A 24186-nucleotide genomic window follows, 5' to 3' on the forward strand; every position below is an offset into this window, starting at 1 on the left:
CCCGCCGCCCTCGCACGCCCTCACGCCGCGTGGCGCTCCGCGTACTCCGCGATCTCCCGCATCGGCGGCCGCTCCTCCGTGTCCACCGCGTGGGTGCGGGGCACGAAGCCGCCCTCACCGCGCTCGAACTGGGTCAGCACGGGCCGCACCAGATGGCCCCGGGAGAGCCGCAGCTGCGCCGTGCGATAGATCGCCGCCGCCATCCGGCCCAGCGCCTGCCCGTCCTGGTGGCGGTGGATGCGCACGCCGACGTCGACCTGGCCCAGGGCGTCCAGGCCCACCGTGTGCAGCGCGTCCACCAGCAGCCCCAGCTCCACTCCGTAACCGACCGGGAACGGCAGCCGCTCCAGCAAGGACCGCCGCACCGCGTACTCGCCGCCCAGCGGCTGCACGAACCCGGCCAGCTGCGGCCAGTGCAGATTGAGCAGCGGGCGCGCCACCAGTTCGGTGACCCGGCCGCCCTGACCCGCGCTGTCGCCGAGCGGGCGGTCGTACATCGCCTTGACGAACTGGACGGACGGGTCGGTGAGGAGCGGTCCGACCGTCCCCGAGACGAAGTCCGCGGAGAAGTCCCTGAGGTCGGCGTCCACGAAGCAGACGATCTCACCGCTGGTCACCAGGAGTGAGCGCCACAGCACCTCGCCCTTGCCGGGCAGGGCCGGTATCCGGGGCAGGATCGCGTCCCGGTGGACCACCCGGGCGCCCGCCGCCCGGGCCACGGCGGCGGTGGCGTCGGTGGAGCCGGAGTCGATCACCACGAGTTCGTCGACGAGCCGGACCTTCTCCATCAGCTCCCGGCGGATCGTCGCCACGATCGCGCCGACCGTGGCCTCCTCGTTCAGGGCGGGCAGCACCACGCTCACCGACGTGCCGCGCGGATCGGCCTCCCGGGCGTCGGTGAGCCGGTTCAACGGGCGGTCGCCGGACGACCAGGAACGCCTGGTCAGCCAGCGTTCCACCTCTTCGAGCACGGTCGGCACTCCCTGTGTGTGTGATCCATCTCGCGGTTCGGACGACTATCTCAACGGTCCGGTGCTTCGGTTACAGTCTTGAACAACGCGTATGGCCGTCGCATGTCGGGGTCGGACCGCACATAAACGCCTGGATCGAAGATCCAGCGCCATAGAGCTCATCCAGAGGGACTGAGGGAACGGCCCGTTGAAGTCCCGGCAACCCTCCCGCCGACCGCGAGGTCACGGTGGGGAAGGTGCCAATTCCGTCTTGCGGCGAAATGCGTCGCGAGGAAGATGAGGAGAAAGGGACCTCCGCCATCATGGCTGTTCAGACCGTTGCAGGTAGCACCGTTTCCACTTCCGCCCCGGCCGTCGATCTCGGTCCCGCCGCGGCGCTTTCCTGCCGCGAGTGCGGCGAGCGTTTCGAGCTCGGCCCCCTCTTCGCCTGTGCGTCCTGTTTCGGGCCGCTGGAAGTGGCCTACGACCTGCCCACCGGCTCCCCGGAGGAGCTGCGGAAGCGCATCGAGGCCGGCCCGGACAACATCTGGCGCTACGCCCCGCTGCTGCCGGTGCCCGCCGACGTCGCGGAGAAGCCCAACATCAACCCCGGCTTCACCAAGCTCGTCAAGGCCGACAACCTCGCCCGTGAGCTGGGTGTCACCGGCGGCCTGTACGTGAAGGACGACTCCGGCAACCCGACGCACTCCTTCAAGGACCGCGTCGTCGCCATCGCCGTCGAGGCCGCCCGCGCCTTCGGCTTCACCACCCTCTCCTGCTCCTCCACGGGCAACCTGGCCGGAGCCGTCGGCGCCGCCGCCGCCCGGGCCGGACTGCGCTCCTGCGTGTTCATCCCGCACGACCTGGAGCAGGGCAAGGTCGTCATGGCCGCGGTGTACGGCGGTGAGCTGGTCGGCATCGAGGGCAACTACGACGACGTCAACCGCTTCTGCTCCGAGCTCATCGGCGACCCGCTCGGCGAGGGCTGGGGCTTCGTCAACGTCAACCTGCGCCCGTACTACGGCGAGGGTTCCAAGACCCTGGCGTACGAGATCTGCGAGCAGCTCGGCTGGCGGCTGCCCGACCAGATCGTCATCCCGATCGCGTCCGGCTCCCAGCTCACGAAGATCGACAAGGGCCTCCAGGAGCTGATCAAGCTCGGCCTCGTCGAGGACAGGCCGTACAAGATCTTCGGTGCCCAGGCCGAGGGCTGCTCCCCGGTCTCCGCCGCCTTCAAGGCCGGTCACGACGTCGTACGGCCCCAGAAGCCGAACACCATCGCCAAGTCGCTGGCCATCGGCAACCCGGCGGACGGCCCGTACGTCCTGGACATCGCCCGCCGCACCGGCGGCGCGGTGGAGGACGTGACCGACGAGCAGGTCGTCGACGCGATCAAGCTGCTGGCGCGCACCGAGGGCATCTTCGGCGAGACGGCGGGCGGCGTGACGCTCGGCGTGACGAAGAAGCTGATCGAGGCGGGCGTCATCGATCCGGCGCTCACCACCGTCGTCCTGAACACCGGCGACGGGCTCAAGACGCTGGACGCGGTCTCCGCGACCTCGCAGGCCACGGCGACCATCAAGCCGAGCCTGGACGCGTTCCGCGCCGCGGGCCTCGTCGCCGGCTGATCACCCGAGACTTCAGGAAGGCACCACCATGAGCGTCAAGGTCCGCATCCCCACCATCCTCCGCACGTACACGGGCGGCCAGGCCGAGGTCCCGGCGGAGGGCGCCAAGCTCTCCGAGGTCATCGAGTCCCTGGAGAAGGACCACCCGGGCATCGCGGCCCGGGTCCTGGACGACCAGGGCAAGCTGCGCCGCTTCGTGAACGTGTACGTCAACGACGACGACGTGCGCTTCGAGGGCGGCCTGGACGCGGCCACGCCGGACGGCGCGGGCGTCTCGATCATCCCCGCGGTCGCCGGCGGCTGCTGAACCGCCCGGGCCGCTTCCCGGCGGCCCCCATCGCACCTCTGTGTGACCACCATTGCCCCCTCCGCGAGAGAAGCGGAGGGGGCAATTCTGCATGGTTGAGCACGGTACAGTTGGGGAAGCATGGTCCGCTGCTCGTGCCGCCCGCATATGAGAATGCGCCTGGCCCCGATAAGAAGCAGCCAAAGTACGTGAACCTCTTGTGGCATAAGTGCCCTTTGTCTGGCCCGACTTGCCCGTAAATCTCAGCAAACCCGCATATTCGCGCGTTCTTCCGTGCCCAGAATTCTCGTCCGATTGACCTGTTGCAGAGGGCAGTTGGGCGGATACATTCGGCCGCGGTCGACGCGCTGCGGCGCCGCGCACCCTCTCCTGTCGGAGGGTGAGTTACGACCCGGGCCCGCGAAGTGCGGTCCCGTGCAAGGGCCAGTAATAGGGGAGTTAGGCATGGCTCAGGGCACCGTCAAGTGGTTCAACGCGGAGAAGGGGTACGGCTTCATCGCGGTCGACGGTGGTGCGGATGTTTTCGTCCACTACAGCGCGATCCAGATGGACGGGTACCGCACCCTCGAAGAGGGTCAGCGAGTTGAATTCGAGATCTCGCAGGGCCAGAAGGGGCCCCAGGCCGACATGGTCAAGCTCGCCGTCGGCTGAGCTCGGCGCGGTCGTCCGACGACACTACTCACGCACGCAGGGCCCGGCTCCCGGATCAGGGGGCCGGGCCCTACGTGCGTCCCGGCGGCCCCGATGACCTCGGCGGGGAGGCCGGCCGCCGGCCCTGCTCGACGGGCGTCGTCGGCCGCGTTCGACGGGCGCCGCCGTTCACATCGGACGGGCGCCGTTGTCCACATCCGGAGAGGGACGCTTGCACTCGCAGGGGTCGAGTGCTAATCATTGGCGTTAGCACTCTCCAGGTGAGAGTGACAGAAACTTGGACCGGGCCGGTGAGGCCCGCAGGCGTGGTGGGGCAAGGAACCACCACGCAGGCAGGCCGTCCGTCGCGGGCGCCTCTCGGTCCGGAGAAATCCACCCCTGTCCGGGAGGACCACTTCACATGGCCAAGATCATCGCGTTCGACGAGGAGGCACGGCGCGGTCTCGAGCGCGGGATGAACCAGCTCGCCGACGCCGTCAAGGTCACCCTCGGCCCCAAGGGCCGTAACGTCGTCCTCGAGAAGAAGTGGGGCGCGCCCACGATCACCAACGATGGTGTTTCCATCGCCAAGGAGATCGAGCTCGAGGACCCGTACGAGAAGATCGGTGCGGAGCTGGTCAAGGAGGTCGCCAAGAAGACGGACGACGTCGCCGGCGACGGTACGACCACCGCCACCGTTCTGGCTCAGGCTCTCGTCCGCGAGGGTCTGCGCAACGTCGCCGCAGGCGCCAACCCGATGGCTCTCAAGCGGGGCATCGAGAAGGCCGTCGAGGCCGTCTCCGCCGCTCTGCTGGAGCAGGCCAAGGACGTGGAGACCAAGGAGCAGATCGCTTCGACCGCCTCCATCTCCGCCGCCGACACCGAGATCGGCGCCAAGATCGCCGAGGCGATGGACAAGGTCGGCAAGGAAGGCGTCATCACCGTCGAGGAGTCCCAGACCTTCGGTCTGGAGCTTGAGCTCACCGAGGGTATGCGCTTCGACAAGGGCTACATCTCGGCCTACTTCGCGACCGACATGGAGCGTATGGAGGCGTCGCTCGACGACCCGTACATCCTGATCGTCAACTCGAAGATCGCCAGCGTCAAGGACCTGATCCCGCTGCTGGAGAAGGTCATGCAGTCGGGCAAGCCCCTGCTGATCATCGCTGAGGACGTCGAGGGCGAGGCGCTCTCCACCCTGGTCGTCAACAAGATCAAGGGCACGTTCAAGTCCGTCGCCGTCAAGGCTCCGGGCTTCGGCGACCGCCGCAAGGCCATGCTCGCGGACATCGCCATCCTCACCGGTGGCACCGTGATCTCCGAGGAGGTCGGTCTCAAGCTGGAGAACGCCGGCCTGGACCTGCTCGGCCGTGCCCGCAAGGTCGTCATCACCAAGGACGAGACCACGATCGTCGACGGTGCCGGGGACAGCGAGCAGGTTCAGGGTCGCGTCAAGCAGATCCGTGCCGAGATCGAGAACTCCGACTCGGACTACGACCGCGAGAAGCTCCAGGAGCGTCTGGCGAAGCTGGCCGGCGGCGTGGCCGTCATCAAGGCCGGCGCCGCCACCGAGGTGGAGCTCAAGGAGCGCAAGCACCGCATCGAGGACGCGGTGCGCAACGCCAAGGCCGCCGTCGAGGAGGGCATCGTCGCCGGTGGTGGCGTGGCTCTGCTCCAGGCCTCGGCCGTCTTCGAGAAGCTCGACCTCACGGGCGACGAGGCGACCGGCGCCAACGCCGTGAAGCTCGCGCTGGAGGCCCCGCTCAAGCAGATCGCCGTCAACGGTGGTCTTGAGGGTGGCGTCGTCGTGGAGAAGGTGCGCAACCTGCCGATCGGTCACGGCCTCAACGCCGCGTCCGGTGAGTACGTCGACATGATCGCCGAGGGCATCATCGACCCGGCGAAGGTCACGCGCTCCGCTCTGCAGAACGCCGCGTCCATCGCCGCGCTCTTCCTCACCACCGAGGCCGTCATCGCCGACAAGCCCGAGAAGGCCGGCGCGGCCGCTCCGGGCGGCATGCCGGGCGGTGACATGGACTTCTGATCCGCCGCGGAGTCCCGGGACCTCCCGGGTGCCTCCGGCTGATCGAAGTTCGCGTACGTCCCACAGGGGCGGTACCTCCTTCACGGAGGTGCCGCCCCTGTGGCGTTTCCCGACGGGCCGGCGCGCCCCGCCCCGCGCCCGGTCCGACCGGTGCGCGGGAGTGCGGGCGGCTCCGCCGTTCTCCCCGCATGCTTGGGTGCGGGCGGGGGCCGCACGGTCGGCGAGCAGGCGGAACCGGCGGATCTGCGTCCCTTGATGATGGTGACGGCAGACGGAGGGGGTCCGGGTGAGCACGGTGGCGGGGACGACGCAAGCGGGCGAGGGCGAGGACAGAGGGCCTGAGGGGGAGGGCGCGCTGCGGGAGCCCGTTGAGCAGGCGACCAGGGGGACCGTGGAACAGCGGGCCAGGGGGGCCGTGGAGCAGCGGGCCGGGGAGACCGTGGAGCGGGAGTCCGCCGGAAATTCCACCGAGGGCGAGCCGGGTGCGGGCCCCTCCCCTCTCCGCCTCCTCCTCTCCCGGGTCCGTCCGCACCGGGGCGTTCTCGTCCGCGCGGGCCTGCTCTCGCTCGCCGGGTCCGCGGCGGGTCTCGCGATGCCGTTGATGGCGAAGCACGCGGTCGACGCGTTCGCCGCCGACCGCTCGCCCGCGGGGCCACTCGTCGCGCTGACCGCGCTTGTGCTGGTCGGAGCCTGCCTCTCCGCGTACGGGCGCTATCTCATGTCCCGTACGGGAGAAGGCGTCGTCCTGCGGGCACGCGACCAACTCGTGGGCCGCATCATGCGGTTGAAGGTCCCGGCGGTGGACCGGCTGACCCCGGGCGACCTCCAGTCACGCGTGACCAGCGACACGACCCTCCTGCGGACGGTCCTCTCCAGTGGCCTGGTCGAGTCGTTCAACAGTGTGTTGATGCTGCTGGGGACGATCGGCTTCATGGCGTACATGGACCTGACGCTGCTCGGCGTGACGCTGGTGGTGATCGTCGGCATCGGAGCCGTGACCTCCCTGCTGATGCCGCGCATCCAGCGGGCCCAGCTCCGCGCCCAGGAGTCCGTGGGCGCGATGGGCGCGGCACTGGACCGGGTGCTCCAGGCGTTCCGCACGGTCAAGGCGAGCGGGGCGGAGGAGCGGGAGACGGCGGCCGTCGCGGCGGCCGCCCGGCACGCGCACGACCGGGGTGTCTCGGTGGCGCGATGGTCGTCGGTCTCCGACGTCACGATGGCGATGTCGATCCAGCTGGCGTTCCTGGCGGTGCTGGGCGTGGGCGGCGCACGGGTCGCCTCCGGCTCGCTGGAGATCTCGTCGCTGATCGCGTTCCTGCTCTACCTCTTCTATCTGATGGGCCCGATCGGCGGTCTGGTCGAGGGCTGGACGGGTCTGCAGAGCGGGCTCGCGGCGGTGCGCAGGATCGACGAGGTCGAGTCGCTGCCGGGCGAACCGGCCGCCTTGCCCGGAGCCGTACGGCAGGAGATCCCCGGGACTCCCCTCGGCGTCACGTTCCGGGACGTGACGTTCGGGTACGGGGACGAGCGGGCGCCCGCGCACCGGGGCGTGACGTTCGAGGTTCCGACCGGCGGTCTGGTCGCCCTGGTGGGCCCGTCCGGGGCGGGCAAGTCGACGGTGTTCAGCCTGCTGGAACGCTTCTACGACCACGACTCCGGCACCATCACCGTGGACGGCCGGGACATTCGCGACTGGCCGCTGGCCGAGCTGCGGGGCTCGCTGGCGTACGTGGAACAGGACGCGCCGGTCCTGGCCGGGACGCTGCGGGAGAACCTCGTCTTCGCCGCCCCGGACGCCGAGGAGAAGGCCCTGACGGAGGCGGTGTCCCGTACCCGCCTGGACACCCTGGTCGACCGGCTGCCGGAGGGACTGGACACGGCGGTGGGCCACCGGGGCGTCACCCTCTCCGGCGGCGAGCGCCAGCGGATAGCCATCGCCCGGGCCTTGTTGCGCCGCCCTCGCCTGCTGCTGCTCGACGAGGTGACCTCGCAGCTGGACGCGGTCAACGAGCAGGCGCTGCGCGACGTGATCCTCGAACTGGCGGAGCAGACCACGGTGCTGGTCATCGCGCACCGCCTCTCCACCGTCCGGCACGCGGACCGCATCGTGGTCCTGGAGGACGGCCGGGTCCGCACGGCGGGCACGCACGAGGAGCTGATCGCCGGGGACGACCTGTACCGCGAGCTGGCGACGACCCAGCTCGCGGCGGACGCGCGGTGAGGGACGGGGCGGAGGCTCAGCGGGCGTAGTCCTTGAGCTCCTCGGTGTCCAGGGTGATGTCGACGGGGCCGGGGAGGGGGACGGCCTCGCCGTGGTCGTACGAGTGCTGCTGCCGGTAGCGGCACTTGTCGGGCTCGCTGTGGACGACGAGGGTGCCCGATTCGCGGTCGATCAAGAGGGACACCGGGATGTTCGACGCCGCGTACCCGTCACGCTTCTCCGTGCGATCACGGCTGTCGGTGTCGTGGTCGTGCGACGTCACCTCGACGGTCATGAGGATGCGGTCCGGGCTCGACCACTGGCCATCACCCGCGAACCGGCCCGCGCGGGCCAGAGTGCCGTCCGGGCGGGCGCGGCCGTTGCGGTATCCGCCGATCCGCAGTCCGCGTTCGCGGTACAGCCGCAGTTCCGGCTGCTGTCGCATGCACTGCATCGCGATCCACATGATGATCTCGTCGTGGTCCCCGTCCGGCACGGGCTTGAACTCCAGCTTTCCGTTGATGAGTTCAAGCGTCACGGTCTCGGGGGACGTGCGGGCGAGCTGCTCGAAGTCCTCGACGGACAGCTGGGCGTGCGGGACGTGATCGGCGGTGCTGGGGGTCATGGCGTCGACTCTCCCCTCCATCGTGCCCTGTCCGGTCTGGGGGTGAGCTGCACGCTCATCGGTATGTCCTCTCGGACCGGGGGATCAGGCCCGCCCGGACCGCGTTCATCCGGTCCCGTACACCGGGCGGCTGCACGGCTCCCGGCGGGCCGACCGGCGGTTGCGGGGACGGCCCCCGGCACGGCCGGCAGAGGCCGCCGAGCAGCGCTTCGGGGCTGCCGGGGACCCCGCACTCACCGCACTCCAGGGTGCGCAGGACCGTACGGGGGCCGGGCAGGACCCGCTCGGGCGGCAGCTTGTCGCGCAGTCGCCGTTCGACGAGGCGGGCGGCGCAGTGGACGGGCGACGGCAGCCCGCCGGTGAGCGCGTGCAGCAGCTCCGCCTCCGTCGCTCCCCGCGCGAACCACTCGCTGACCTGCGGTTCCAGGTGTACGCAGTCGGCGGCGGACAGGGTCAGCGCGGGGGCGGTCCGGCCGAGCGCCGCCAGCAGGATGAACGCCCGCGAACGGGTCGGCCGCCGGGGCTCGTCCGGCGGGGCGTCACCCCGGGTGTAGGCGTTCCACCAGTCGTCCTCGCGTGCGGTGCGGGAGAAGAAGGTCCGGGTCACCCAGAGCATGACCTTGTCCGTGATCACGCACTCGCTGCCGCGCCGCAGGTGGCCCGCGTCCTGGAGCCGGTTGAGGGTCGTGCGCAGGGCGCACTGGCCGTACGGCAGGTGCTTGGCCAGGGTCTTCACGGATACGTCGGAGCCGTCGGGCAGCCGGTCGATGTAGGCGGCGACGGCGGCGTCGCGGGGGAGGAGGTGGGCGAAGTCCCGGTCGGTTCGGGGGCGTTCGCCGGGGGCGGAGCGCTTGCCGTAGCCGGGGTTGGCCAGGGGGTGGGGGCCAGGACGGAGGTTCGCGGAGAGGCTCGCGGGCGGGGTCTCGCGCGGGGCGCGGTGGGCATCACTAAACTGGCTGGCAGCCATGGGGATCGCTTCTTTCGACGGTTCGATCTTCGGTGGTCAGACCCCTGTCGGTGTTGGAGCACCGGTGGGGGTCGACTTTTTTTGGTCCAGGTCCTCCGCACGCTAGAGCCTGGCGACCGTGCGTCGCAACTCGATCACAAAGTGTCAAATTCGCAGCCAGATGGGGTGGGTGGGTGGGACAACTGACCCCTCCACCCCATCCTTGTTAAGAGCGCTCGGATCTCACGGCTTGAGCTTCGGGAGGTCGAGGCGGAACGGGGGCGGTATGAAGGACTCAGAGCACCGTCAGGACGCGAGCGCGGGTGCGGGTGCGGAGCTGACGGCCCGGTTCGCCGCGGAGGTCGACTGGACGAAGGTGATCGACCCCGCCATCCCCAAGCCGGAGGGGCAGTACGGGCCGGACCTGCTGGAGCGGCTCTGGTCCCCCGATCTGCGAACGGCCCATAACGCCCACGCCGCCCTTCACTTCACGTGCTCCGGCGACGGCGGTTCGGTGCGGCCCGCGGCACCCGAGGTGCTTCCGTTCCTCGTCGAGGCCGTCCGGGACCCGGCCGTGAAGGTGCGTCCGCAGATCCTGGAGACGCTCGCCGTTCTCGCCCGCGCCGGGAACGAAGCCCGCGCCGCGGCACCCGGGCCGGGGCCCGGCGGATGGTGGCGCACCGCACCCGCCGCCTGGCCAGCCGCCTGGGAGCGGGCGGTCGACGCGCTGCTGCCGCTCCTCGCCGAGGATGTGGAAGGCGACGAAGACATCCGGGCCGGCGTGGCCGCCGTACTCGCACGGGCCACCCACCGGGCGGACGACCTCGTCGACCGCTTCCTGGCCCGGTTCGAGGGTGAGCCCGACCTGTCGGTGGCGGAGCAACTCGTGCTGGCCGTGGGCGAGCTGGCTTCTCACGCGGTGGAGCGGCGGGAGGACGCCGTCGCGTGGCTGCGGCAGCGGACGGCCGACCCCGGGAAGGGCGAGGAGCCCGACATGGACGACGACATCGACGCGTGGCTCGCCTGGATGGAACAGCACGGGCACGATGTCCGGTCGGCCGCGATCGTCGCGCTGCGCCGTGCCGTTCGACCGCTGTGACGCTGTGACGACCGTCACCTCCGATTTCTCCTGGGTAGTGTCGACCGGATGACCTGCGGCGGGCGTATACCCGGTGAAGCGAAAGATCCGGGAGCAACCTTTGACCGTCGAGGAGTTCGAAGAGTTCTACGCACAGGCGGTCGCACGTCTCACGGGCCAGCTGTACGTGATGACCGGCGACCTCCAGGAGGCGCAGGACGTCGTGCAGGAAGCGTTCGTCAAGGCGTGGGTCCGGCGCGGCCGGCTGGATCGTGATGGGCAGCCCGAGGCGTGGATCCGTACGGTCGCCTGGCGGCTGGCGGTGAGCCGTTGGCGGTTCCGGCGGCGTTCGGCCGAGGCCTGGGGCCGGGGGAGCGGCGCGCTCGGGCACGTGGAGCCGCCGGGCCCGGGCCACGTGGTCCTGGTCGGCGCGCTCCGGGAACTGCCCCCGCAGCAGCGGCGGACGCTGACCCTGCACTACCTGTGTGACCTCACGGTCGAGCAGATCGCCGGGGAGACCGGGCTTTCCACCAGCACGATCAAGACGCATCTGGTCCGCGGACGGGCGGCGCTCGCCCACCGTCTGCACGACCCCCGCATCGAGGAGGCTCCTGATGTCTGACCCGCGGGATCCGTTGCGGTCCCTGTTCCGGGAGGCCGGTGAGTTCGGGCAGACCCGCTCCGACGCGGACGCGGCGTCGAGCATCACGCAACGCGGAATGCGCGCGCAGCGACGCCGGATGGCCGTGGTCGCGGTGGGCGTGTGCCTGGCCGTCGGCGGAGGTGGCGCGGTCGCGGTGAGCCTGCTGCCGGTGCGGCCGGGGCCGGTCGCCCCGGCCACGGTGCCGTCGCCCAGCTACCCGTCGCCCGTACCGTCGGACCGGCTGTCGACGCGGCCGCCGTCACTGCCGCCGACGCCGAACACCACGCTGCCGGGAGGCACGGGGAGCTCGGGGACGGAGGCGCCGTCGGGTCGGTACACCGGGCTGGGCGGACCACCCACGGGTACGAGTACGAGCAGAGGTGCGAGTACGAGCAGCGGGGCGAGTGCGAGCACGACGCGACTGCCGCCGGCCTCCATGCCGCCTACCCCCAAGCTGCCGACGTCCACGCCGTCGGCGACGACCGATGGGGCGACGTCGATGTCCTGACACCGACGGGCGGTGCCCGCCCCGCCCGCCCCGCCCGCTTACGTTCCCTCCCCGTCTCCTCCCCGTCGCCCCTCCCTCCTTCCCCTTCCGTTCCCCGGCCGTCTCACCGGGCGATCCCGTACGCCTCGCCGTATCCGCGGGGCGCGGCCGAAAGGTGCCTCAGTTGTCCACGCTCTCCCCCGGGCTGCGGCCTCCTGCCGACCGGCCCGTACCCCCCGAGCCCCGGACGCCCTCGCGCCCCGAGCCCCGGATCGCGGCGGGGTCCGAGCCCCGGGCGGGGCGGCTCCGCAGGGCGGCGGCCCGCCTGACCCCTGCCGACCGGGCGGTGCTGTGGCTCTACCTCCTGACCCGGATATCCCTGTGGATCACGGCCCACTTCGCCCGCCGGCTGTTTCCGGCCCGCTCCGGCACGCGGGAGGCGGCGCCCGTCCTCGCGCCCTTCCAGCAGTGGGACGCGAACCACTACCTCCATATAGCGCGCGACGGCTACTTCCCCGCCGGTGCGGGCCCGTGGACGAGCGGCTGGGACAACCGGGAGGCCTTCTTCCCGGGCTACCCCTTCCTTCTCCGTGCCGTGCACACGGTGGTACCGGACTGGACGGCGGCCGGGCTGCTGATCTCGTTCGTCGCGGGGGCGGTGGCCGTACTGGCCCTGGCCCGTATCGCGCGGGCGTATCTGCCGGAGGACGCGGCGGGCCGCCGTACGGCCGTTCTCTTCCTGCTCTCGCCCTGCGCGGTGTTCCTGGGCGCCGGTTACACGGAGGCGCTGTTCCTCGCGTTCGCCCTGCCCGCCTGGCTCGCCGCCGTGCGGCATCGCTGGGTGCTCGCCGCCGTACTGACGACGCTGGCGACGACGGTGCGCGTCAGCGGCCTCTTCCTCGCCGCCGCCATCGCCCTGCTCTTCGTGCTGGCCGCCCGGGAGAGGCGGGACCGGCGGGGGTGGCGAGCGGCGGGCTGGACGTTGCTCCCGGCGCTGCCCCCGGCCGCGTACAGCTGGTACCTGCATGCGCACACCGGCGACTGGATGGCCTGGAAGCACGCGCAGGAACGCGGGTGGTACCGGACGTTCCACACCCCGTGGGAGGCGTGGACGAACACCTGGAACGGGGCGTTCGGCCACACGCAGACGACCGGCTACGCGTTCATGTTCCAGGCGGAGCTGGTGGCGATGCTGGTGGGGCTCGCGCTGGTGGCCGTACTCCTGTATCGCCGCCGCTGGCCCGAGGCGCTGTACGTGGCCCTCAGCCTCTGGGCCCTGGGCACCTCGTACTGGTACACGTCGATCCCGCGCGCGACGCTGCTGTGGTGGCCCCTGTGGATCGGCCTGGCGGCGCTGAGCCTGCGGCGGCCGTGGTTCAGGACGGCGTACCTGAGTGTGGCCGCACCGGTGACGACGCTCGTCGCGCTGGCGTTCCTGACGGGGAGGTGGGCGGGGTGAGTACGTCCCGCCCGGGCTCGTGCATCGAGAGGTGTACGAGCAGGCCCCGCCCAAGGTGGAGTATTCGCTGACCGACTTCGGCCGCTCACTCGTCGCCGCGCCCATGCCGCTCGGCTGGGGCGAGGAGCACCTGGAGCGCCTCGAAGACCTGCCGTGACCGGTCACGGCAAGCACTCGGGCGCTCAGGCGCTCAGCCACTCAGGCGCTCAGCCCTCGGGATAGAAGACGAAGAGCGTGCAGCCCGACGACGTCTGCGGGATGTGCGAGGAGCCTGCGGGAGCGTGGATGAACGAGCCTGCGGGGTAGTCCCGTTGGCCGTCGTTGAAGACACCGGAAACCACGAAGACCTCTTCCGGCCCCGGCTCGTGGACGTCGACACCCTCCCAGCACGTGTGCGGATCCATCTCCAGGACGTGTGCCTGCGCGCCGTTCTCGCCACTCCACAGGGGGCGCAGCCGAATGCCGGGGAAGAGTTCACGTGTGGGGGCGTCGTGCACGGCGGACCACACATAGCCGGGCAGCTGCCCGCCCGCCCGCCCGCACCGAGTAGTCTGTGCCGTCTGTGCCGTCTGTGCCGTCTGTGCCGTCTGTGCCGTCTGTGCCGTCTGTGCCGTCTGTGGCCTCATGGGGCAAGCCTCGTCGGCCGTCGGAGTCCCGCCCAGTGTCTCGATCGACGTTATCCGGCTGCTCCGCTCGAACCCTGGCCCGCCGCTTCACCGAGCAGCTCGGCACCAGCCCGGGGTGGTGGCTCCTCGCCCAGCGGATCGTCGCGGCCCGACAGCTGTTGGAGTCCTCCGATCTCCCGGTGGACACCGTCGCCCGCCGCGTCGGGCTCTCCTCGGCCACCAACCTCCGCAGGCGCTTCCTCGGCACCCTGGGCACGACGCCGGGCGCCTATCGCCGGGCGTTTCGGGCAGAGCCCAGATAACAGCCCCGCTGAACGCCACCGGCTGGTCGCTGTCGTGTAACCGCACCGGTGACGAGACTCGTCGCGCTGACGTTCCTGACGGGGAGGTGGGCGGGGCGGATCGCCTTCGGAGGAGGAGGCAGGCTGGGAGCGTCTGCCCATGCCGCCGCTCCTCCCTCCCGAAAGGGTCAGCCCAACAGGCGATGCTCGGTCAATTCCGGTGTCAAGTAGGCTGATCGGCCGGTTCGGGCCAGACGTGGAGGACTGGGTGCCGTCAGGGGACGGATGTTCACCCCGGCGCTTGATGGAGCCGGTCCAACTCCAGCCCCGCGACCGGTGGGAGCGGGTGGTTCAAGGGCGTCGCCCGGAAGGACTCCAGCAGGTAGCCGACCAGCCGGCGGGAGGCTGCGGCGGCTTCCGGGCCTGTCCCGTTCACCACGCCGCTGTTGGCCAGCAGTACCAGCACCACGTCGGAGACGTCGAAGTCCGGGCGCAGCGCTCCCGCCTCCTGTGCCCGCCGTACCAGCAGCGCGAGCCCTTCCTCCGCCCGGTCGTGCTCCCCGGCGTAAGCCGTCCCGCCCGGGAAACGGGACAGGAACGCGTGGGTGAAGCCCCGGTCGGCGGCCTGCATCGCGGATACCTTCAGGAAAACCGTGCAGAAGCCGCGCCACGGGTCCGGGTCCTCCAGCGCCTCGTCCAGTACGCCCACGCATTCGGCGCGCTGCTCGGCGAACGCTTCGGTGATCAGCGAGGCGCGGGTGGGGAAGCGCCGGTAGAGGGTGGCGACGCCGACCCCCGCCCGCCGCGCGATCGCGCTGATCGGCACGTCGATGCCGTGCAGCGCGAACGCCTCGCGGGCGGCCCGCAGGATGCGCTCCCGGTTCTCCCGGGCGTCCGCCCGGAGGGCGTCGGTGGCAGGGCCCGAACCGGTCGGCGGCGGGTTGTGAGAAGGCTGAGCCGGCATGTCTCTCACTTTAGGGTAAATGGAGGGGGTCTTCCGTTTAGCCGCCTACCGTGGAGTGCGAGGAAGGCGAAGAGGACGTACTGCACACCGACGGAACAGGACAGGAATCTCCACCGTGAACGACATGCGCGCTGCGCTCTACGACAGCTACGGTCCGCCCGAGGTCCTCTACGAGGGCCGGGTGCGGGTGCCGGTACGCGGGCCGGGCGACGTGCTGGTCCGGGTCCACGCGGCGAGCGTCAACGGCGGCGAGCTGCACGGCCGCGCCGGGAAGGTCCGCCTGGTCACCGGCCGCCGCTTCCCGCAGCGGACCGGCCTCGACTTCGCGGGCGAGGTCGCCGAAGTGGACGCCTCGGACACCGGGCTGCGAGCGGGAGACCGGGTCTGGGGCCTCCTGGGGCGCACCTTCGGCAGCGCGGCCGAGTACGTCTCGGTCCGCCCGCGCCAGATCGCGTACGCCCCCGAGAACGTCACCCTGACCGAGTCCGTCTCGCTCTTGGCCGGCGGCACCACTTCCCTCACCGCCCTTCGCGACAAGGCCCGTCTGCGGGCGGGCGAACGCCTCCTCGTGCGCGGGGCCTCCGGCGGCGTCGGCAGCGTCGCCGTCCAGCTCGGCAAGGCCCTCGGCGCGCACGTCACCGGTCTCGCGAGCGCGAAGAACCTCGGCTTCGTCCGTGACCTGGGCGCGGACGAGGCGCTGGACCACCGGGCGACACCTCTGGCCGGCCTGGACCGTTACGACGTCATCCTGGACACGGTAGGCACCGAACACCGAGCGCTGCAGAAACGGTTGACGGCCGACGGTCGGTTGGTGTCCATCGCGTTCGACATCGATCGTCCGGTCCGGAGCATCGGCTACATCGTGGGCTCGGCCGTTCAAGGAGGCCGACGGGTCCGCTTCTTCAGCGGCAACCCGAAGCACGACCTGCTCGCCGAGCTGGCCGCCTACGTGGAACGCGGAGACCTGCGACCCGTCGTCGACACGGTCCACCCGCTGGCGGAGATCGCCGCCGCCCACCGCGCCCTGGAGGCGGGCGGGGTGCGGGGCAAGCACGTGATTCATGTGGTGTGACGCGGCGTTCGGCGGGCGCCTGTCGAGTGCGCGTGTGTCGGGTGCGCGCGTGTCGGGTGCGCGCATGGCGCGTCCGGTCCGTCAGATGATGCTGGGGGCCGTCTCGTTGCGCTTGGTCGACCAGTTCGAGACGAGCGGCTTGTCCACCGTGGCCGTGTCCGGGAGCTCGACCTGGGCGGGGTCGGGGTCTTCCTCGGTGGTGGCGATGATGACGTGCTCGAACTGCTTGCCGCCTTCGCCCTCCGTGGACTTGACGTTGATACCGGCGTACGCGACGGACGAGCCGGAGAGCTTGATGGGGTCTTCGCCGCCCTGGCCCACGGGTGAGGCGACGCCGTCCGCGCCGGATCCGAAGGAGACGCTGGGGGTGTTGACGTTCAGGTAGCAGGTGATGCCGGACTTGGCCTTGGCGGTGATCAGGTAGTGGCTGAACGGCTGGGCTTCCCACGTCACGGTGAGGTCCAGGTCGTTGGTGCCGCAGGACTGGCCGTAGCCGCTCTTGTCGCCGGTGCTGGATTCGCCCGTGTCGTCGGTGCCGCCGCTGGACTCGGAGCCACTCGCCGGCGTGCTGTCGTCGCCGGTGGCGCTCTCCCCGGAAGGGGACTCACCCTTTTCGCCCTCGGCGGGGGAGGAGGCGGCGGTGGGGGCGGCCGCGCCGTTCTCCGCGGGGTCCTCGGGCCCGCAGGCGGTGGTGGCGGCGAGAGCCGTCACGGCAGCGGCGGCCAGGACGAGACGGGCGGAACGGGTGGCGAGACGCGTGCGCATCGTGAGCTCCAGCGGTGTGTCGTTTGCGGTGCTTCCTGCTGACCACCACGACGTTAGGGCGGGATCGTTCTTGAATGATCTTGTGAATGTCCGGGTCCTGTCCCGGCGATTCGGTTCCATAAGACGGCGTTGGATTCGGGCCGCATACGTGGCGGCGGGGCTGCTCGGGACCGGAATGGACAGAGGCAACGAGTGTGTGCAGTAAGCGAGTTCGGCGGTAATCGGAACCACGGAGACGTGATCAATCCGTGCCGTACTGTTCCGCCCATGACTGCGGGATCCGAGGGAAGTGTGATCGACGAGCGCTTCGAACTGCTGGAGCGGCTCGGCGGCGGCGGAATGGGGCTGGTGTGGCGGGCGCGCGACGTCGTCCTGCACCGGGACGTGGCGCTGAAGGAGGTGCGCCCGCCGGATCCGGAGTTGCTGCGGTTGCGTCCCGACGCGGCGGAGATGCTGCGCAGGCGTGTGCTGCGCGAGGCCGTCTCACTGGCCCGGATCAGCCACCCCAACGTGGTGACGATCCACCACATCGTGAGCTCGGCCGAGGTGGCGCACCCCTGGCTGGTGATGGAGCTGATCTCCGGCGGCTCGCTCCAGGACCGGCTGGAGCGCGGGCCGTGCACGCCCACCGAGACGGCGCGGTTGGGCCGGGGCGTGCTGGCCGGGCTGCGGGCCGCGCACGGCGCGGGCATTCTGCACCGTGACGTGAAGCCCGGCAACGTACTGGTGCGTGCCGACGGCACGCCCCTGCTCACCGACTTCGGCATCGCCGCCGTGCGTGAGGCCACCAGCCTCACCAACACCGGCGAACTCATCGGCTCACCCGACTACATGGCCCCGGAACGCCTGCGCGGCCATGACGACGATCCGTCCTCGGACCTGTGGTCCCTGGCGATGATGCTGTACGTCGCGGTCGAGGGGCACCACCCGATGCACCGCTCGTCCACCCTCGCCACGCTGGCCGCGATCCTGGAGGAGGACGTACCGCCGCCCCGGCGGGCGGGCTCCCTCGGCCCCGTGCTGCGGTCCGTCCTCGTCAAGGACGTCGCCTCCCGGCCCGACGCGGAGTCCCTCGACCAACTCCTCGCGCAGGCCGCCGGTGTTCGTGTCACGACGGTCGTCGACGGCATCGTCGCCGCGTCACCCGTACTGGTCGGCCCCGCCGAGACGGCCGCCGAGGCCCCGGCCGCGGTTCCGTACACGCCCACGGAGCCGGCGGCCCCTGCCGCCCCTTCCCCCGCCTCCGGCCCTGCCTCTGGGCCGCCCGCGAGCGACGACCCCGGTCCCGACGCCGCCGGGCCGGTGCATGACGGCCCCGAGCCGCCTGCCGCGCTGGAGCCCGGCACCGGCCCGCCACCGGACGGCGGGACCGATGGCGCGGGGGGTTCCGGTGCGGAGACGAGCCAGCCCCCCGTGCACGGTACGGGTGCCGCCGGACGGTCCCGTCGACGCGTCGTGCTCCCGGCGGCCCTGTTGGGCGCTCTGGTGATCGGGCTGCTGGCCAGGGAGTACGCACCGGCCTTCGGCGGTGACGACAAGCCGTCCGCCGGGGCCTCGTCCACGCCCTCCGGCGTCCGCACACCCACGGCCGGTCCTTCCGCCTCCCCGTCCTCCAGCCCCACTCCCTCGCCCACTCCCTCGCCCAAAGAGGACACCGATCTGCTCACCCCCGCCGGCGCCCGGAGAGTCCTCAAGAAGATGGAGGCGCTGACAGGGGGGACCAAGGTGCTCCCCATGTTCGACCTGCGCCCGGACCGGGCTTCGGGCCATGCGCCTCTGGACAAAGAGATAGTGCCGGGCAAAAAGGTGTTCGACAATTTCTCGTACGAGCACGGCCAGGGCACTCTTCAGGGCAATGTGGGCATTCTGAAAGGCCATCACCTGCTGGACCTCGACCGGGTCGACTGGGATGCCCTGCCCCGCCTCCTCCGCATCGCCCATACCGAACTGGGTGTGCTGGAGCCCAACCCCGATGACACCTACGTGATCTTCGATTGGTACGACGGGCAGGCGGCGATATTGATCTATGCCAACGGTGCTTACCGGACCGGTGGGATGCTCATCTCTGACTTCGACGGAGGGATCATCCGACGCGTCAAGGCGGACTGACACGGCGGAGACCACGACGACCGGGGGCGGCCCGCCCGGGGCCGGTCGATCAGGAAACCCCACCGTGCGGGTGCGCGTGGCACGGTGGGGCGGTGGTCCTCTTTCCCGAGTACAGGGGCGGGGGCGAGGGCCGACTTGATGGTTGATCCCTGCGGAATCCGGAGACAAGAGCCCGCTCCGTCCGTCGTTCAGGACGGCGGCGGGCCTGTGCGCGTGCCGGTCCTACCGCTGTTCGCGGTCGGGCCCGTCCGGCCGCCGTGACGACCTGGACCTGCTTCCCCACGCGTCGGCCGCCACGACCAGGCACACGGCCACCAGGACCACGTTCTTGACGACGTACTGCCCTTCCATGGTCGGCGCGGGGGAGTGGGGCTGCCACATCGCGTCGGGGAGGAGGAAGAGGGTCGAGAAGACCCCGCCCATGTGGAGGAAGAACGCGACGAGGGCGGGACGCAGCAGGCGGCCACCGGTGATCAGGCCGATCCCGATGGCCGTCTCCAGTGCCGCGAGGGAGAGCAGCAGCACCGTCTCCGGTACGAGACCCAGGGTCATCTTCGTGGCCGCGTCCACGGCCATCTGCTCCGCGGGGCTGGCCGAGGGGAACAGCTTCAGGACGCCGAAGCCGAGGAAGACGATCCCGACCGTCAGCCTCAGCAGGGCCAGGGCGTGTGTGTTGACGTGGTCGGCCAGCCGTCGAAGGGCGCGTGCGCCGGCTGCCGTCGGACGCTCGCGTCCGAACTCCGCTTTGTGGGCGGGATGTGCAGGTGCGCTGCCGGGCGGGGGGAGGCTCGGCTCGGCGATGTGGCTCCTCATGTGCGATCTCCCGCTGTGTCCGTGGGGGTGGGAAAGCGTGCATGGGCGGCCCGCGCGGGTGCGCGGGCGCCTGTGGGGCGTGTGCGGGAAGCGTCGGCTCTGTCGCTTCGGCGCACGGGGTGACGGGGCCTCTCGTTCGGGCCCGTCGCCCCGGGGGGCTGTTGTCAGCCTGTTTGTCAGCCGTTGGCGGCGATCCGGGCGTGCGGCACGCCGACGGTGATGCGGTGGCTGCCGCCTGTGGCGCCCGGCGCCCGGCCGTACTCCGTCCCCAGCACTGCGGCCGGCGTTCTCTGGCTGCTCATGGGTTCTCCTCGGCTGGCGGATCAGGAGGATCTGGACGGTGTGGATGGGAGGGGAGAACGCGCCTGGCCGGGTACGTGGGCGAGGCAGGGGCGGCGTGTGAACACCACCGCCGACTGCCTCTCACTGCTTGGTCTAGACCATACGGATGGGGGTCTGGAGGTCAAGAGGCTTACGGAGCGGGCTCTGTTGGAGGCCACGCGTTCGCGCCAAGTTGCATCAGGGGTGCCGGTGGTGGGCGCGCGAGCGCTCGGCGTCCGGGGATCGGCCGGGCGGGCGGCCGGGGCCGACCGTGCCGACGGGCCGCCGCCCGGCTCACCGGCCCGGACAGACTCCGGCCCACCCCTCGGCTGAGCAGCCTCGTTCCGTCGGCTCCGGGCCCCGGCGCGTTCCGGGGGCGCGTTGCGGGCCGTACTCCCACGGCCTCTTCGCGCCATGCGGGCGCTCCGTCACCGGTCGGGCCCGTTGCTCGTCGGCGCGCGGGACTTCACCGGTGATTCATCCGGCCGAAATTAGCCCCGCTGATTCCGGGAGAAAACTCTCATGGCCCGTACCGTGCGGCCGGGCACCCAGCCGGGTATGTCCCGGACACGCGTCGGGGCTCGGGGCGCGTGCCGCCCCGAGCCCCTGTGTAACCCGCTATCGGTAGCCCGTAGCCCGTAGCCCGTAGCCCGTAGCCCGTAGCCCGTAGCCCGTAGCCCGTAACCGGTCATCCGTGACGTGCGACCGGTAGCCGGTACCGGTAACCGGCCATCAGCCGCCCCGCCCCCGGTTCAGCGCTCCAGCCCACCCCGCGCGATCACCTCCGCGTACCACCGCGCGCTGTCCTTCGCCGTGCGGCGCTGGGACGCGAAGTCGACGTGCACGATGCCGAACCGCTTGCTGTAGCCGTACGCCCACTCGAAGTTGTCCAGCAGCGACCACAGGAAGTACCCGCGTACGTCCACCCCGTCCGTGATCGCCCGGTGCACGGCCGTCAGGTGGGCGTCCAGGTACGCCACCCGCTCCGGGTCGTGGACCGCGCCCTCCGGGTCGGCGTAGTCGTCGTACGCCGCCCCGTTCTCCGTCACCAGCAGCGGAACGGCGGGGAGTTCGTCGCGGAGGCGGGTCAGCAGCTCGTACAGACCGTTCGCGTCGACCGGCCAGTCCATCGCGGTGCGCGGGCCGGCCGCCGGGGTGAACGCCACATGCCGCTCCGCGCCCGCCCACGGGGACGGGGACTCCGACGCGCCCGCCGAAACCACGCTGGGGGAGTAGTAGTTGATGCCCAGCGAGTCGATCGGCGTCGACGTCACCTCCAGGTCGCCGTCCCGGACGAACGACCAGTCCGTCACCTCCGCCGTGTCCTCGACCAGGTCCTGCGGCAGCCGGCCGTGGAAGACCGGGTCCAGGAAGATCCGGTTCGCCACCGCGTCGATCCGGCGCACCGCGTCCCGGTCCGCCTCCGTGTCCGCCAGCGGGCGCAGCGCGTGCAGGTTCAGGGTGAGGGAGATCTCGGCGGTGTCCGGCAGAAGGCCGCGCAGGACGCGGGCGCCCGCGCCGTGCGCCAGGTTCAGGTGGTGGGCGGCGCGCAGGGCCGCGAGGTCGCTGGTCCGGCCGGGGGCGTGGACCCCGTTCCCGTACCCGAGGAACGCGGCGCACCAGGGCTCGTTGAGCGTCGTCCAGGTCTCCACCCGGTCGCCCAGCGCCCCGGCCACCAGGCCCGCGTACTCCGCGAACCGGTGTGCCGTGTCCCGCTCCGGCCACCCGCCCGCGTCCTCCAGCTCCTGCGGCAGGTCCCAGTGGTAGAGCGTGGCGACCGGTCTGATCCCGGCCGCCAGCAGCTCGTCCACCAGGCGGCGGTAGAAGTCCAGGCCGCGCTCCACGGCCGGGCCCCGGCCGGTCGGCTGGACCCGGGGCCAGGAGACGGAGAACCGGTAGTCGGTGACGCCCAGTTCCTTCATCAGGCGTACGTCGTCCGGCATCCGGTGCAGATGGTCGGCGGCGATGTCGCCGGTGTCGCCGTTGCGCACCTTGCCGGGCGTCCGGCTGAAGGTGTCCCAGATGGACGGCGTACGGCCGTCCTCGGTGGCTCCGCCCTCGATCTGATAGGCGGCGGTGGCGGTCCCCCAGCGGAACGCGGTGGGGAAGCGGAGTTCCGCCGCGGTCTCGGGGCGGGGCTCCGTGGAGGTCGCCGGACGGGCATCGACAGCGGTCATGAGACTGACACTCCAGAGGTGAGGGAGGGGCGGGGGCCCGTAGGAGGGGCGGGGCAGGGTCCCCAGGGCGGGGCAGGGAAGGGTGGTCCCCGCAGGGCGGTTCCCGCAGGGCGGTTCCCGGCAGGGCGGGGCGGCGTACGACGTCAGCCCTTGACCGCGCCCTGCATGATGCCGCCGACGATCTGCCGGCCCAGCAGGCCGAAGACCAGCAGCACGGGCAGCGTGCCGAGCAGCGTGCCGGCCATGATCACCGACTGGTCGTTGACGTAACCGCCGCCGAGCTGACGCAACGCGACCTGCACGGTCGGTTCCTGCGAGGACAGCGCGATGATGGGCCAGAAGAAGTCGTTCCACGCCGTCATGAACGTGAGCATCCCGAGCACCGCCATCCCCGGCCGCGCGATCGGGATCACGATCGACCAGAAGATCCGGGCCGTCGACGCCCCGTCCACCCGGGCCGCCTCGATCAGCTCGTCCGGCAGCGACTGCACCAGGTACTGGCGCATGAAGAACACCCCGAACGCCGAGACCAGACCCGGCAGGATCACCGCCTGGAGCTGGTTCACCCACTGGAGTTCGGCGATCAGCATGAAGAGCGGGATCACGCCGAGCTGCGGCGGGATCATCATCGTCCCGATCGTCAGCGTCAGCAGCGCGCCCCGGCCCCGGAACTTCAGCTTGGCGAAGGCGAATCCGGCCAGCGTGCAGCACAGGACCGTGCCGAGCGTGATCGAACCGGACACGATCAGCGAGTTCAGCAGGGCCTTGCCGATGTCGGCCTCTTCGAGTACCGCGTCGAAGTTCTTGATGAGGTTCGGTCCGGGCAGCAGGCTCGGCGGGACCTGCGCCAGGTCCGCGTTGGACCGGCTGGCCGCGACGATCGTCCAGTAGAAGGGGAAGGCGGAGATCAGCAGCGCGAAGCCGAGGATGAGGTAGGAGAGCCAGCCGCCCTTCATCGTCCGGCCCGCGCCCCCCTTGCCCACCCTGCGGGCCCGCCTGCCCGGCGGGTCCTGCGGCGGGCGGCCCTTGCCGGGCGCGGTCGGCGGTGCGGCGAGCGCGGTCATCGGCCGGCCTCCTTGCGTGAACGGCGGCGCGCGATCAGGGCGTTGACCCCGACGAGCACCACGATCAGGACGAACATCACCCAGGCGATGGCCGCGGCCCGGCCCAGGTGGAAGAAGCCCCAGCCCTGTTCGTACATGTACAGGCCGAGGGTCTGGTACTGGTGCGAGATGCCGCCGGAGATCGACCCCTCGAACAGCAGCGGCTCGCCGAAGAGCTGCGTCGCGCCGATCGTCGAGATGATCACCGTGAAGACGATCGTGGGGCGGAGTCCGGGCAGCGTCACGTGGATGAACTGCCGCCAGCGCGAAGCCCCGTCCATCTCCGCCGCCTCGTACAGCTCGTGCGGGATCGACTGCATGCCCGCCAGATAGATCAGCGCGTTGTATCCGGTCCAGCGCCAGATCACGATGCTGGAGACCGCGATCTGCGAGGCGACCGTGCCGGTCTGCCAGTCCACCGGGTCGAAGCCGACCAGCCCGATCACGTAGTTGATCAGCCCGAAGTCGCGGCCGAAGAGCTGTGCGAAGACGAGCGTGGCCGCGGCCACCGACGTCGCGTACGGGAGCAGGATCGCCGTCCGGATGAAGGTCCGGCCGCGCAGCTTGTAGTTGAGCAGGTGGGCGAGGCCGAGTGCCATCGCGAGCTGCGGGACCGTGGACAGCACGCCGATCGTGAACGTGTTGCGCAGCGAGATCCAGAAGTACTCGTCGGTGAACAGCGCCGTGTAGTTGGCGATGCCCCGCCACTCCATCTCGCCGCTCGTCTGGAGCTCGACCCGGTAGAGCGAGACGAACGCCGTGTAGAGGAGCGGGAAGAGCCCGAAGGCCAGGAACAGGGTGAAGAAGGGGGCGATGTAGGCGTACGGGGAGGCCTTGCGCCAGGTGCGCCGGAGGGCGGCGGCCCGGCCGTCGTCGGGGCCGGACCCGGTTCCGGACGGGCGGGGCCCGGCCTTCGCGGTGGCGGTGAGGGACACGGTGCGGCCCTTCGGGATCGGGA

The 24186-nt window shown here is 71.0% G+C and carries 22 protein-coding genes, 2 pseudogenes and 1 riboswitch; of the genes and pseudogenes, 12 read left to right on the plus strand and 12 right to left on the minus strand.

The window, feature by feature from the left end; all coding sequences use genetic code 11:
* Nucleotides 1-20: 20 nt before the first annotated feature.
* Nucleotides 21-971 carry a glucosyl-3-phosphoglycerate synthase gene (locus tag CR470_RS03600; RefSeq protein ID WP_097866120.1) on the minus strand — a complete coding sequence of 317 codons (951 nt, stop codon included), beginning with the start codon at nt 969-971 and terminating at the stop codon, nt 21-23.
* A 155-nt stretch (nt 972-1126) separates the two neighbouring features.
* A riboswitch (SAM riboswitch) is annotated at nt 1127-1254 on the plus strand.
* Between the two features lie 19 nt (nt 1255-1273).
* Between CR470_RS03600 and thrC the strand changes: the two genes are divergently transcribed.
* The 5 genes from thrC (at nt 1274) to CR470_RS03630 (ending at nt 7780) form a co-directional block, all read left to right on the plus strand.
* The gene (thrC, locus tag CR470_RS03605) at nt 1274-2578 is read left to right on the plus strand and encodes a threonine synthase (RefSeq protein ID WP_097866121.1); all 1305 of its coding nucleotides are present in this window, start codon (nt 1274-1276) and stop codon (nt 2576-2578) included.
* Nucleotides 2579-2606: 28 nt separating this feature from the next.
* Nucleotides 2607-2885: a MoaD/ThiS family protein gene (locus tag CR470_RS03610; protein ID WP_003967347.1), complete on the plus strand. Its 279-nt coding sequence runs from the start codon at nt 2607-2609 to the stop codon at nt 2883-2885.
* Between the two features lie 444 nt (nt 2886-3329).
* The gene (locus CR470_RS03615; RefSeq protein ID WP_003967346.1) at nt 3330-3536 is read left to right on the plus strand and encodes a cold-shock protein; all 207 of its coding nucleotides are present in this window, start codon (nt 3330-3332) and stop codon (nt 3534-3536) included.
* A 400-nt stretch (nt 3537-3936) separates the two neighbouring features.
* Entirely contained in the window at nt 3937-5559 is a 1623-nt protein-coding gene (gene groL, locus CR470_RS03620) for a chaperonin GroEL (protein WP_097866122.1), read from the plus strand.
* 286 nt (nt 5560-5845) lie between these two features.
* Entirely contained in the window at nt 5846-7780 is a 1935-nt protein-coding gene (locus tag CR470_RS03630) for an ABC transporter ATP-binding protein (RefSeq protein WP_097866123.1), read from the plus strand.
* Between the two features lie 16 nt (nt 7781-7796).
* Here the strand turns inward: CR470_RS03630 and CR470_RS03635 are convergent, their stop codons facing one another.
* The gene (locus CR470_RS03635) at nt 7797-8384 is read right to left on the minus strand and encodes a Uma2 family endonuclease (protein WP_097866124.1); all 588 of its coding nucleotides are present in this window, start codon (nt 8382-8384) and stop codon (nt 7797-7799) included.
* A gap of 55 nt (nt 8385-8439) precedes the next feature.
* Entirely contained in the window at nt 8440-9258 is an 819-nt protein-coding gene (locus tag CR470_RS03640) for a hypothetical protein (RefSeq protein WP_179892121.1), read from the minus strand.
* Between the two features lie 358 nt (nt 9259-9616).
* Between CR470_RS03640 and CR470_RS03645 the strand changes: the two genes are divergently transcribed.
* Both CR470_RS03645 and CR470_RS03650 read left to right on the plus strand, forming a co-directional pair.
* Complete coding sequence (locus tag CR470_RS03645) at nt 9617-10429, plus strand: hypothetical protein (protein WP_097866126.1); 813 nt, start codon at nt 9617-9619, stop codon at nt 10427-10429.
* Nucleotides 10430-10529: 100 nt separating this feature from the next.
* Entirely contained in the window at nt 10530-11030 is a 501-nt protein-coding gene (locus CR470_RS03650) for a SigE family RNA polymerase sigma factor (protein ID WP_097866127.1), read from the plus strand.
* Nucleotides 11031-11264: 234 nt separating this feature from the next.
* On the opposite strand, the gene CR470_RS39345 is transcribed toward CR470_RS03650, so the two are convergent.
* Nucleotides 11265-11489 carry a hypothetical protein gene (locus CR470_RS39345; RefSeq protein WP_179892118.1) on the minus strand — a complete coding sequence of 75 codons (225 nt, stop codon included), beginning with the start codon at nt 11487-11489 and terminating at the stop codon, nt 11265-11267.
* A gap of 233 nt (nt 11490-11722) precedes the next feature.
* Here CR470_RS39345 and CR470_RS03660 point away from each other — a divergent pair, with 233 nt between their 5' ends.
* Together CR470_RS03660 and CR470_RS03665 are read left to right on the plus strand one after the other, a co-directional pair.
* The gene (locus CR470_RS03660; protein ID WP_179892119.1) at nt 11723-12997 is read left to right on the plus strand and encodes a mannosyltransferase family protein; all 1275 of its coding nucleotides are present in this window, start codon (nt 11723-11725) and stop codon (nt 12995-12997) included.
* A 13-nt stretch (nt 12998-13010) separates the two neighbouring features.
* A pseudogene (locus CR470_RS03665) lies at nt 13011-13154 on the plus strand (winged helix-turn-helix transcriptional regulator); the annotation flags it as partial.
* A gap of 49 nt (nt 13155-13203) precedes the next feature.
* Here CR470_RS03665 and CR470_RS03670 read toward each other — a convergent pair.
* On the minus strand, nt 13204-13623 hold the full coding sequence (locus CR470_RS03670; protein ID WP_257138396.1) for a cupin domain-containing protein: 420 nt from the start codon (nt 13621-13623) through the stop codon (nt 13204-13206).
* 56 nt (nt 13624-13679) lie between these two features.
* On the opposite strand from CR470_RS03670, the pseudogene CR470_RS03675 reads away from it, so the two are divergent.
* Nucleotides 13680-13925 (plus strand): annotated as a pseudogene (locus tag CR470_RS03675) (helix-turn-helix domain-containing protein); the annotation flags it as partial.
* 268 nt (nt 13926-14193) lie between these two features.
* Here the strand turns inward: CR470_RS03675 and CR470_RS03680 are convergent.
* Complete coding sequence (locus CR470_RS03680) at nt 14194-14868, minus strand: TetR/AcrR family transcriptional regulator (protein ID WP_097866130.1); 675 nt, start codon at nt 14866-14868, stop codon at nt 14194-14196.
* A 124-nt stretch (nt 14869-14992) separates the two neighbouring features.
* On the opposite strand from CR470_RS03680, the gene CR470_RS03685 reads away from it, so the two are divergent.
* On the plus strand, nt 14993-15940 hold the full coding sequence (locus CR470_RS03685; protein ID WP_097866159.1) for an NAD(P)-dependent alcohol dehydrogenase: 948 nt from the start codon (nt 14993-14995) through the stop codon (nt 15938-15940).
* 81 nt (nt 15941-16021) lie between these two features.
* Here the strand turns inward: CR470_RS03685 and CR470_RS03690 are convergent, their stop codons facing one another.
* A complete protein-coding gene (locus CR470_RS03690; RefSeq protein ID WP_097866131.1) occupies nt 16022-16705 on the minus strand; it encodes a DUF4232 domain-containing protein in 684 nt (227 codons plus the stop codon).
* A gap of 267 nt (nt 16706-16972) precedes the next feature.
* Here CR470_RS03690 and CR470_RS03695 point away from each other — a divergent pair, with 267 nt between their 5' ends.
* Entirely contained in the window at nt 16973-18814 is a 1842-nt protein-coding gene (locus tag CR470_RS03695) for a serine/threonine-protein kinase (protein WP_097866132.1), read from the plus strand.
* Between the two features lie 222 nt (nt 18815-19036).
* On the opposite strand, the gene CR470_RS03700 is transcribed toward CR470_RS03695, so the two are convergent.
* The 5 genes from CR470_RS03700 to CR470_RS03715 all read right to left on the minus strand — a co-directional run bounded on the left by CR470_RS03700 (nt 19037) and on the right by CR470_RS03715 (nt 24163).
* Nucleotides 19037-19627 carry a DUF417 domain-containing protein gene (locus CR470_RS03700; RefSeq protein ID WP_097866133.1) on the minus strand — a complete coding sequence of 197 codons (591 nt, stop codon included), beginning with the start codon at nt 19625-19627 and terminating at the stop codon, nt 19037-19039.
* Between the two features lie 176 nt (nt 19628-19803).
* A complete protein-coding gene (locus CR470_RS40280) occupies nt 19804-19929 on the minus strand; it encodes a hypothetical protein (RefSeq protein WP_257138397.1) in 126 nt (41 codons plus the stop codon).
* A gap of 771 nt (nt 19930-20700) precedes the next feature.
* Nucleotides 20701-22125 (minus strand): GH1 family beta-glucosidase, encoded by a 1425-nt coding sequence (locus tag CR470_RS03705; protein ID WP_097866134.1) that lies wholly within the window; start codon nt 22123-22125, stop codon nt 20701-20703.
* A gap of 143 nt (nt 22126-22268) precedes the next feature.
* Complete coding sequence (locus CR470_RS03710; RefSeq protein WP_097866135.1) at nt 22269-23189, minus strand: carbohydrate ABC transporter permease; 921 nt, start codon at nt 23187-23189, stop codon at nt 22269-22271.
* On the minus strand, nt 23186-24163 hold the full coding sequence (locus tag CR470_RS03715) for a carbohydrate ABC transporter permease (protein WP_097866136.1): 978 nt from the start codon (nt 24161-24163) through the stop codon (nt 23186-23188). The genes CR470_RS03710 and CR470_RS03715 overlap by 4 nt, the downstream gene beginning before the upstream one ends.
* Nucleotides 24164-24186 lie beyond the last annotated feature (23 nt).

Source organism: Streptomyces sp. rh34, assembly GCF_002551245.1.
Taxonomy (GTDB): domain Bacteria; phylum Actinomycetota; class Actinomycetes; order Streptomycetales; family Streptomycetaceae; genus Streptomyces.

Excerpts from the sequence above, each read along its gene's own strand:
- thrC (WP_097866121.1), top strand. The coding sequence starts at position 1,274 with ATGGCTGTTCAGACCGTTGCAGGTAGCACCGTTTCCACTTCCGCCCCG.
- CR470_RS03610 (WP_003967347.1), top strand. The coding sequence starts at position 2,607 with ATGAGCGTCAAGGTCCGCATCCCCACCATCCTCCGCACGTACACGGGC.
- CR470_RS03615 (WP_003967346.1), top strand. The coding sequence starts at position 3,330 with ATGGCTCAGGGCACCGTCAAGTGGTTCAACGCGGAGAAGGGGTACGGC.
- groL (WP_097866122.1), top strand. The coding sequence starts at position 3,937 with ATGGCCAAGATCATCGCGTTCGACGAGGAGGCACGGCGCGGTCTCGAG.
- CR470_RS03635 (WP_097866124.1), bottom strand. The coding sequence starts at position 8,384 with ATGACCCCCAGCACCGCCGATCACGTCCCGCACGCCCAGCTGTCCGTC.
- CR470_RS03645 (WP_097866126.1), top strand. The coding sequence starts at position 9,617 with ATGAAGGACTCAGAGCACCGTCAGGACGCGAGCGCGGGTGCGGGTGCG.
- CR470_RS39345 (WP_179892118.1), bottom strand. The coding sequence starts at position 11,489 with ATGGAGGCCGGCGGCAGTCGCGTCGTGCTCGCACTCGCCCCGCTGCTC.
- CR470_RS03670 (WP_257138396.1), bottom strand. The coding sequence starts at position 13,623 with ATGAGGCCACAGACGGCACAGACGGCACAGACGGCACAGACGGCACAG.
- CR470_RS03680 (WP_097866130.1), bottom strand. The coding sequence starts at position 14,868 with ATGCCGGCTCAGCCTTCTCACAACCCGCCGCCGACCGGTTCGGGCCCT.
- CR470_RS03685 (WP_097866159.1), top strand. The coding sequence starts at position 14,993 with ATGCGCGCTGCGCTCTACGACAGCTACGGTCCGCCCGAGGTCCTCTAC.
- CR470_RS03690 (WP_097866131.1), bottom strand. The coding sequence starts at position 16,705 with ATGCGCACGCGTCTCGCCACCCGTTCCGCCCGTCTCGTCCTGGCCGCC.
- CR470_RS03695 (WP_097866132.1), top strand. The coding sequence starts at position 16,973 with ATGACTGCGGGATCCGAGGGAAGTGTGATCGACGAGCGCTTCGAACTG.
- CR470_RS03700 (WP_097866133.1), bottom strand. The coding sequence starts at position 19,627 with ATGAGGAGCCACATCGCCGAGCCGAGCCTCCCCCCGCCCGGCAGCGCA.
- CR470_RS40280 (WP_257138397.1), bottom strand. The coding sequence starts at position 19,929 with ATGAGCAGCCAGAGAACGCCGGCCGCAGTGCTGGGGACGGAGTACGGC.
- CR470_RS03705 (WP_097866134.1), bottom strand. The coding sequence starts at position 22,125 with ATGACCGCTGTCGATGCCCGTCCGGCGACCTCCACGGAGCCCCGCCCC.
- CR470_RS03710 (WP_097866135.1), bottom strand. The coding sequence starts at position 23,189 with ATGACCGCGCTCGCCGCACCGCCGACCGCGCCCGGCAAGGGCCGCCCG.